General features: G+C 43.2%; 5 protein-coding genes. All 5 read right to left on the reverse strand.

The window, feature by feature from the left end; genetic code table 11:
- Nucleotides 1-69: 69 nt before the first annotated feature.
- Complete coding sequence (locus HWV58_RS02240; RefSeq protein ID WP_175632499.1) at nt 70-2832, reverse strand: glycoside hydrolase family 2 protein; 2763 nt, start codon at nt 2830-2832, stop codon at nt 70-72.
- A gap of 169 nt (nt 2833-3001) precedes the next feature.
- Complete coding sequence (locus HWV58_RS02245) at nt 3002-4897, reverse strand: glycoside hydrolase family 36 protein (protein ID WP_175632500.1); 1896 nt, start codon at nt 4895-4897, stop codon at nt 3002-3004.
- A gap of 238 nt (nt 4898-5135) precedes the next feature.
- Nucleotides 5136-6656: an alpha-L-fucosidase gene (locus HWV58_RS02250; protein ID WP_235972626.1), complete on the reverse strand. Its 1521-nt coding sequence runs from the start codon at nt 6654-6656 to the stop codon at nt 5136-5138.
- A gap of 240 nt (nt 6657-6896) precedes the next feature.
- Entirely contained in the window at nt 6897-9002 is a 2106-nt protein-coding gene (locus HWV58_RS02255) for a polysaccharide lyase 8 family protein (RefSeq protein ID WP_175632501.1), read from the reverse strand.
- A gap of 218 nt (nt 9003-9220) precedes the next feature.
- On the reverse strand, nt 9221-10144 hold the full coding sequence (locus HWV58_RS02260; RefSeq protein WP_175632502.1) for a PorP/SprF family type IX secretion system membrane protein: 924 nt from the start codon (nt 10142-10144) through the stop codon (nt 9221-9223).
- Between the last annotated feature and the right edge of the window lie 5 nt (nt 10145-10149).

Raw genomic sequence — 10149 nt, forward strand, 5'->3', positions numbered from 1 at the left:
ATAAAGCCTGAAATCTTGCGGTTTCAGGCTTTATTTTTAAGCAATAATCTCTTTTAGTATGATTTTGTTTTATTTTTTTGACCTGAAATCGAACCATAGCTTACCACTGATCTTTTCGCCATTGGCATGGTTTAGTTCGCTTTGCGGCCCCATAACTTTTGCCGATTGGAACTTGGTTCCGATTGGACTAATGGCATTTAAAAAACCAATGTTCCCTTCAGGAAAAGTAGGCTCTACATTATTATTGGTCAGTGCAGCGGCTTCGCGTGCTGGCTTAAACATTTGCAGGTATGTATTTTTATTCGCGGCATAAACGGTAAATGGTGCTTCGCGATTTTCGATTGTTACCCAGTTTACTTCGGCATGATAGCCTTTAAACTCGGGATACTTCCAGCTTTCGCCAGTTATGGTATTGTTGTAATCTTTATGCCAAACACCAAATTGCTGACCTTTCAACCTGTTTTTCCAAACGCGGTACGGTCCTCGTCCCAACCATTTCATTCCGGTAACTTTTTCTTCAGGGTAATTGAAAGTGATGCCCATAAAGCTCACATCGCCTTGCTGGCTATACTCATATTCCAGTTTAATAGGTTGACCGGAAGTAAAAGTCCATTTTACATGCAAAGCAGCATCGCCGGTGTAATCGGCCTCAACAATATACTGGCCTTTAACCGCCTGATGCGTAAACTGCTTGAGTTGGGTATTTACCCCAGCCAAAACAGGCCCGCCCGATAACGAAACCGTGCCTGTTGGTTTAACCACTTTTTGGATATAGCCGGTTGTTTTATCAAAATCGTAACGGATTCCATCGCAATTAATACTCAGCGTGGCATCGGTTTGCGTTAATTTGATATTTGATTTAACCGCGGCGCTGCTCGTTTTAGGTACAAAAGCTGCCGGAGCGGAAATGGCCCAACTCCAGGTAAAAAGTTCTTTTTTATCGGGACCATAAGCGCTAAGGCATAAGGCATCGTTTTTGGCCCAGGTTGCAGGTAAAGGCAAACTTAAAACGCCCTTTTCAGCTGGCTTAAGGTTTAAGGGCTTTAATGTGCCTGCTGCACTTACCAACGCTGCTGTAGTTTTAGCAGTTGCTGAGGGGAACTTAACCAGTTTCCACTTAAATGTACACTGATTGAGGTTAGTAAAAGCATAGCGGTTTTCGACTGGTATTTTACCATCGAAACCTGCTTTAAGGGCTTGTGGATTAATGTATACCGGCGACCAGATTTCTTTGATGGTATAATAACTGCCCTCTTTTTCACGGTGCGGCCCTACAATACCATCGGGCGCATGATTACCATCTCCATCATAGGTATTATTTTTATCTGTACGAATGATTGATTCATCTAAAAAGGCCCAGATAAAACCACCACCTCCATGCGGGTGTTTTAACATTTCTGTCCAGAAATCATCGAGTGCGGCTCCTGCCCCACCATCGTACAAAGCATGCATAAACTCGGTTGGAAAAAAGACTTCTTCGCCAGTGGCGGTTCTTCTTTCCATCCCTTTATAATCGGGGTAATGCTTGGTATCGGTACCATTAAATTTCTCCCATGGATGGATAACGGTTCGGTTTTGCGGATCGTATAAAGCATACTGATTATCCAGATCGCGGTTAAAGCCTCCTTCGTTACCATTGGCCCAAAACAGAATGGATGGATGGCTTACATCGTGTACAACCAGCTCTTTAACCAGTTTTTTACCTGTTTCGGTGTCGTAATTAGCCTGCCAGCCGGTAAGCTCATCTATCACGTACAAACCCAGCGAATCGCATACTTCAAGGAAATCGCGGTCAGGCGGATAGTGCGACATGCGCACCGCATTCATATTCATGTCCTTCATCAACTGTACATCCAGTACATGCACCCCATGGCTCAGTGTACGACCGGTTTCGGGCCAAAAACTATGGCGGTTACTGCCTTTCATCAAAACCCGCACTCCATTAACATACAGCCCATCTTTTGCCCGCAGTTCTACCGTACGAAAACCAAACTTTTGATTAACCTGGTGAACAATACCCTTTTCATTTTTGATGCTAACCACTACCTGATAGCGGTTGGGAAATTCGGCACTCCACAACAGGGGTTTGTTAAAATTAGCCTGCAACACATAACCATCACCGGTTGCACTTGCCTTAGCTGTGAAAGGCTTACCCAGTTTTTCGCCGTTTAGTTTTTCCACCTGGGCTTCAATTTGTTCGCCTTGCTTTAAATTTTGTGCGAATACATGCAGCTGAAAAGCTCCATCGGCCCTTGCGTTTACGGCCAGCCTTTCGATAAAGGTTTGCGGTACTATTTCGAGATAAACCGGGCGGTAAATCCCGCCGAATATCCAAAAATCGCCACTCCGCTCGGCCTTATTTACAGAGGGGTTGGCCGATTGCTTGTCGACAGTTACTTCGAGCAGGTTTTGGGCATTTGGTTTTACCAAATCTGTAATATCGTATTTAAAGCTATAAAAACTGCCCTCGTGTACAGGGCCAGCCTGCCGGCCATTAATCATCACTTTGGTATCGGTCATCGAACCTTCAAAAACAATGAATACCTTTTTACCAGTTACACCATCGGCAAAAAATTCATGTTTGTATTGCCCCTGTTCTTTATTTTTGATTTTATCGTGGCCGTAATTATAGGCTCCAAAGCCTTGCTGTTCCCAGTTAGAGGGGACTGCAATTTTGGTCCACATGCCGCTTTTTCTGCCTTCAGTGCAATAGAAATCCCAGTTTACGGTATGGTCTTTATCCGTTCCGGAGAGGTATTTGATAATGGTTTTCTGCGAAAATGCGCCGAAACTCATCAGGGCACAAAATAATGACAGCGTTATTTTTTTCATTGTTTTAACTCAGGTTTAATTGGTGTTATTTTTTAAAACTACACAATTATTCCACGCTCGTCTGTAAAATCCTTGTCCCACAGTTAGGTGGCAACCCTCATTATTTCAATTTAACCGGAGTATAACGGTTATTGGGCAGCATTACTTTGTTCAAATTATCCACGTGTTTTTAATTGGCCACCTTTACAGCAGTTATTAACAAACCACTTTTTGCCTGCATCTCATTAATTACATATTCTCTTTGGAACACGCCAATAAGTTTGCCGGTAAATTTATTGGTAAGCTTGTATTTTCCTGCTGGTAATTTTACCGTACGTTTTACAGGGTTATTGTCCCAGTTAAACACCGAAAAAACCGTTTCGCCTTTTAGTGTTGTGGTTCCTACTTCGAACTTTTCATTTTCGAAACGTGCAGCCACGCCTGTTGGCGGAATCAGTTTCTTTAAAATTTCCAGATGCTCGGGGCTAATGGTTGGCAAATCATCACCGCTTAACAACAATCCTCCAGTGGCATATATACTTGCTGCGTGAAAAAGAAACTCGTTTTCGGGGATTGCAGGCTTTGCATTTTTATCGGCCGTAAAATTACCGGCATTATCCATTACCCCATTAGAACCACCGCTTGTTAGCAATACACAATCCGGATCGTTCCACCAGAAGCGGCCATTTTGCCAGCTTCTTAACAGGTTTTCTTTGCCAATGCTTTTAAAAGAATCCCAACTGTGCGAAATGTCCATAGAACTGCGCGAACCATGAACTAAGCCCAACGAGGCCCAAATCGGGTGATTACAGCCCAGCAGGAAAGCATCGCCAGCTCCTTTACGGATGGCTTCCATACCACGGCGATAGGCTTCGATACGGGTAGCAGATTTATCGTAATGCACGCCACCGTGAATAGCTCCCCAGTAGTTGGCATCTAATTTAAAATAGGTACAACCCCATTTTTCACGCATGGTTTTAAACAATTCTGTAAAATATTGCTGCACTTCGGGATGCGTACCATCAAGCGCATACCATGGTCCCTGACGCCAGCCACCAAAGCCTACTTTATCGGAGCGCATGGGTTTGCCCGATTCGTCTCTCACCATCCAATCGGGATGTTCTTTAAACAACCTGGATTGCGGACTGGCGATAAAAGGTGCTACCCAAATGGCTGGCTCGAGCTTTTTATCTTTTATCTCTTTTAAAACGTCTGCTACGCCACCACCGAAAGCATCGCCTGCTTCCAGCCAATCGCCCATCCAGGGTTGGTAACCATCGTCAATCTGTACATATTTTAATTCAGGTAAATTTTTAGCAATCCATCCGGTATTATCGGAAACGTTTTTGGCCGTAACTTTTGGTCCGAAACATAACCACGAGCACCAGCCCATGGGTATAGGTTTAAACTCCAGTTTAGGATGATGTACTGCAATCGCCCGGGTAAGCTGATCGTAAAGCTTTTCCCTTTCCGGGCCTGAAAGAGCAATAAACTCCTCGAGATTCCAAGTTTCGCCGGGTTTTAATACCAGATTTTCGCAATCCATTGATATGCGAAGGCGTTTTGCATCAAATGAGAAACGGGAAATAAAGCGGTTGCAGGAAGTGGTAGCCACTAATAGCCTGTTGCCTTGCTGAGGTTGCAAAGTAAGCATCCCGTAAGCGGTACGCAAACCCTCGGGCTCGGGTATTTTGTAATGGGCACGATCTGAATAGGAGCCCCAATCTTCGGGTTTAGCCAATGTCCCCCCTATTTGGCCCAGCTTTTGGAAACTTTCGCCGTAAATAGGCGTATTACCACTAAGGCCATGATTGAAGTCGAAAACCACTACTTCGCGAATGCTAAGCGCTTGCCGGGAAGTATTTTTTACGGAAAGTGCACATAACTTACCCTTCCAGATGCGGTTAACCAAAACAGTTGCCGCATTTGCCTGGATCCCATCGGCTAAAATGACAATGGGCTTTGATTGTTTTAAGCCTGACAAGAAAACATTGGCAGCCTTTTGCTGTATGCCTGTTGCTGCTGCATTTATGGAAACCAGTGCCATCAGGCAAAGCATGATAAACCTTTTTGTGTTCTTCATCATTTTAAAATAAATTGTTCTAAAAAGCCAAATAGTACCGGCAATGCCCATCTCATTTGAGGGCGTGCGGCAAAATGGTTACAGCCAGGACAGACCTGACTTAACTTCATCGGGAATTATTTGGTTAGTCTTCCAAACTTCAGTTATTTCCGGCTTATTTTCATCAATTATTTTAGCTGCTTATTATGTTATATTAGCAATTATATAGAGAGAGACTTGCTTATAAGCACAAAGCCAATAATTACCCTTTTCCGGTGTTTATAACCGAAATTTCATAAATTGAAGGTGGCGCAGAAGCTTTTTTAACCTTAAATCTTAGCTTAGGGCTCTGATAATTACGCGGCAACCTGATTACCTTACAATCGCCCATTGGTTCTGTACCCAAATAGATGGTTTGCCATTTTTCATCTTTGAAGATCGCTACCTCATATTCCTGGATCCGCGGTAAACGCAATTGCGAAAAATTATCTGGTAATTCTTTGGTGTCTTTGTATTCGAATATACTGATCTTATTAAACGGTTTTGCCGGATTAAGCTCGATTGTTAGTTCGGCCAGTGTATCGGCCGCAGCCCAACGGCTATCCAAACTGCCATCGGTTACCGCAACTGCTTCGTATTTGTTTTCCTTATCGGCAAATACACTCGAGGCTGTTACCGCACTTTTTAACGAAATAAACTCCCCGTTTTTAGGCAAGGGTTTACCAGCTGATAATCCCAGCCTTTTCCCCAGTTCAATTACAGCAAGCGCTTCATACTCCCTGATCTTGCCGGTATTATCGGGTGGCACATTAATCACGAGGGTATTATCATTATCGGTACACCAATAAAATAACTCTTCCAGTTCGTCCAGTTCTCTTACCGGTAACTCCCCTGTTTTTTGAAACCAGTTCCAACGCGAACTTAAGCATAGGGTATGCTCGAAAGGCAGATAATAGGATTTGCCCTGATGCAAATATTGTTTTTTATCAAATTTACCTGCTAAACGTGGGTCCCACAGCCGAAAATCGCTCGGGAAGTATTGAAAATAGTACTTATTATCTACCGTCATGCTGCTCGGCACGGTGAATTTGCGTTTTCCTTCTTCGTTCACAATGGTATGGTTGATACTGATAGCACACTGCGGACTGTATTTTTTAACCAATGCATACAACTGATCTACTCCCCAATCGCCGGGCTGCCTGTCCCAACCACCATCGAGCCAAAGCTCGCAAACAGAGCCATAATTGGTAAACAGCTCGGTAAGCTGATTGAGCATATAATTAACGTATACCTTAGGGTCTTTGTCTTTATAAGTCGGTTCGTGCCTATCCCACAACGAATAGTATAAACCAAGTTTGATACCATATTTCTTGCAGGCATCGGCAACGGCTTTTACCACGTCAGTTTTAACCGGCGAAGATGCGACATCGTAAGTGGTGTATTTGCTGTCCCAAAGGCAAAAGCCATCATGATGTTTGGTAACCAGTACTACGTAACGAAAACCGGCTTCTTTAGCGGTTTTCACCCATTGATCAGGATCGAGATTACTCGGATGATAGGTATCAACCGGAATGGTTCCGTCTGACCATTCCAGATTGGCAAAAGTGTTGAGCCCAAAATGCATAAACATGCCATAACCACGTTTAATCATTTCCCGTTGCGCTTCATTTGGCTTCGTAGCGGGCTCCAGTATCTGTGCGCTTGCAGCACTGCAGCACAAAATGAAGCCAAGTAATAAACCAATTTGTTTTACTTTCGAAACCACCATTTGATACTTATTCATTTATAAACATTTTCTATAATTCTTACCTAAACACCAGGCTAAATTATTCATTTAAATAGCTGAGCAGCAACTCTTACATGCCACAATTTCATTTCTCAAACATCAATTATTTCCAGTTATTTCTTTTCAATTATATTAGCTGCTTATTACGCAATATTAGCCATTGAAATTAGTTCATTGGTTCATTAGTGGGTATGGTGCAAAAATACATCCGTGCTAATCTGTGCATCCGTCGCTATTTTAAGGTAAAATAACCCGCAGGCTTTTACCCCTGCTTTCGCCATCAGGCAGTATTATGCGTTTGGTTACTGGCTTATTGTTAAGCTGAACGGTTGCCGTAAGCTCCGTTAATTTCTGTGATGGATCTGCAATCCATATTTCGGGCGTTTTGGTATTCGTAGCTTTTACCAGCACAAGGCAAGGTTGATCGACCGTTATTTTAAGTTCTTTGTAGCTAAGGCTTTGTGGCTGATAAAAGCAAACCTGTAGCATTTGCAAAGCATTATTGGCTACAGCCTGCATCTGGTTGTTATTGGCCAGCACTTTAATATTTGAAGTAATCGTACTATTCATTTCCTGCATAGCAATATTGGGCAATACGCAATAGGCATAACTTGCATTTGCCGGTTTCGCACCATGATCGATAAACAGTTTAAATACTTTTCCTGTTACTTCTTCATCACTATAGCCTTTGTTAATGCGCTTCCAGCTGCCTTTTTGTGTTGCGGTACTTACTACAGCCGAAGTATTTTGTAAAAAAGAATAGCCAATGCTATCGTGCCAAACCCAGGCCGGATTAACCAGTTTTTCGGTATCGGTTAACAACCATTTGTTTTTGGCTAAGCCTACTTTTCCTTTCAGCCAGCACTGGTTAAGCGTAGTAGTAATATTTTCGGCTTCTGTGCTATTGATGCCAGTACCTAAACAAACAATTTCCCGATCGAAAAGGAACCATGCTTTTTTTGCTGCAACCTGGCTATAATCCATATCGTAAACCGTGCAACCGTATTTCCCATCGCTAACCCCACCCACAAAATCCATATTACCTTTTTCGCCCCACTCTACAACTGCAGGCTGGTCTGTTAAGTAATCGCGACAGGTTATACCAGGCAATTTATCCCACTCCCAAACAGGCATGATGTTGAAATATTCGCTTCCTGTACGCTGGATATTGGTCGAGCCATCAGCCAAAAAACGTCCAAAAATATTTTCGCCATTGCCACTTTCTGTACGCCTTGTCCGAGCTGAAACTGCCCGAATGTTAAAGCTGTATGTTTTACGCTGGTGCAGGGTGTAATCGGCCCGGTAAAACTGTTTGTGGTACGCACTAATGCCAAAAGCAGGCGACTGACGTTCTTCAATGCGTGCGATGGCTGCATCAATAACCCTGGCACCAGATGAGTTTATATTTTTCGCCAGTGACAGCATTGCAGCTGTATTTTCGGCATATCCATCTAAAACTGCATTTTTCTTATCCAGCATATCGGGCCGCGAAATGCTCCTGCCTTCGATGTTAAAATCGCTGTATCGCCCCCTTATGGCACGCAAAAAGGTTTCTGTTAAATAAGTATGTAACAGGTTTTGCTTTTCTTTGCTTAAGGCAAACCTGGTATTCATTACAGCTGTTGCTGCTTTATACTCGCCGGTTAAGAAAACAGCACCATAACCTGCCAGATACAGTTGTTTGCCATGCTGGAAATAGGAATAATCGGTTTGCAAACCTTCCTGATTGGAGAACGCTATGGAAGCAAACAACTGGTTCACCGCAGCATCCATCAGCACCGCGTCTTTTGACGCACAGGCCCTGTATAGGTAGTGCATGGCAATATCGAGCTTATTGGCACCGGTTTGCTTATAGGGGTCGCCCCTCTTCATCGATTCGAGCAAAGCATCTTTGGTTGTTTTTGGATAACTAACTTTAGCTTCATCAATCAGCATCAGTATTTCGCCAAGGGCCTGTGGGGTAGCAATATCGTTATACCACCAGTTTTTACTTTTAGGAGCTGCTTTTAGCCAATAGTTTAAACCAGCAACGATTCTTTCGTCGAGCTTGCGGTTATAGCCCTTATTAATGGCAATACAATATTCTTTTATCTGATGCAAATGCCTGATGGGTGTCCACAGGGTGATTCTATCATCGGTGTACTGAATATCGGCCCAGCTGCCATCGGCTTGCTGACTTTCCTGCAGCGCAGCTATGGCTTGTGTTGTTGTTTTAGTTTGCGCTTTCAGGTTGTTTACAATATTTTTCCTGACAATATCAAACTCATCCTGTGCTGTGGCGACCTGAACCTGCAACAATCCAACGATTGCCAGCACTAAACTTAATTTTACCTTTTTTATCATTTACAGTGAAGATGTTAAAATTTTCATATTTATCTGGTTAGGCATTGCTCATTGTAATGCATACGGTTTGGGCTACGCAAGCTTCAAATTTACAGTGCAGGTAGCTTAACACGAGGTAAAAATCTTCCTAAATAGGAGGAATAATTGCCTAAGCTGGGTTAAAAACAAAAAATCCCGGCTGCTGGGTGCAACCGGGATTTGAAAGTTATTAAAGGCGCTTATTTTTGTTTCGCAAATAAACTATAGCTGATATTAAGCTCGTAATCGCCAGCAGTGTACCCTCTTAATGCACTTGTATTGGTAGTGTACATGCCATTAACGGCCAGCTTATTGTTCCAGTTAATCCCGATCCCGAAGGTGGCGCTGCCCGCATTGTGGTAAAGGGCCAGTACGTTTACCTTGTTTACTGAAGGAGAAGCAAATTCGATATTCACGCCCGCATCAAGCAAATTATCGTAGCCTTTAACACCCCGATAAACTACTTTGGGCTCTATAGTTGCAAAGTTTGCCGGAATCTGGTAGCTAACCGCAGTAAAGAACAAAGGCTGATCTGAAGCATTGTAATTGTCTTTTTTCAATAAACGCTTCAGATTGCTTACAGCACCTTGTACCTGCAGCCGGTTTGAACGGAAAGCCATACCGAAATCGGCATCCAGATAAGTTTTACGTTGATTTACATTATACACATCAATATCGTCAGCATCACCTTGCAGGTTGGCAATGTTAATGTCATCGTCGGCAAACGACAACCCCAAACCAAAGCTCAGGTGTTTATTGCCCTGATCAAGCGGAAGATGATAAGTAAAAGATGTCGCAGCACGGGTATGCTTTAACAGTCCCGCACGGTCATTGTTCACCTGTAGCCCTACTGCAAGTTTTTCCGCAAAGCCATAGTCGGCCGATACAAATTGTGTAAAGGGTAAACCTGGCATAGTACTAAACTGACTGCGTATGCCCGCATTTAAGGTTAGCCGTTGCTGTAACCCGGCCATTGCCGGATTGGTGAGGTACTGGTTTTGATAATACACTGCACTCATTGGATTAAGCTGTGCTTTGCTCTGGGCAAATGGAAACCCAATCAAGAGCAAGGCGACACACCATTGGATGAGTGTTTTATTTTTATATTTATTAGTCGTTTTCATTGTTT

It is taken from the genome of Pedobacter ghigonis (genome assembly GCF_903166585.1).
GTDB lineage: Bacteria > Bacteroidota > Bacteroidia > Sphingobacteriales > Sphingobacteriaceae > Pedobacter > Pedobacter ghigonis.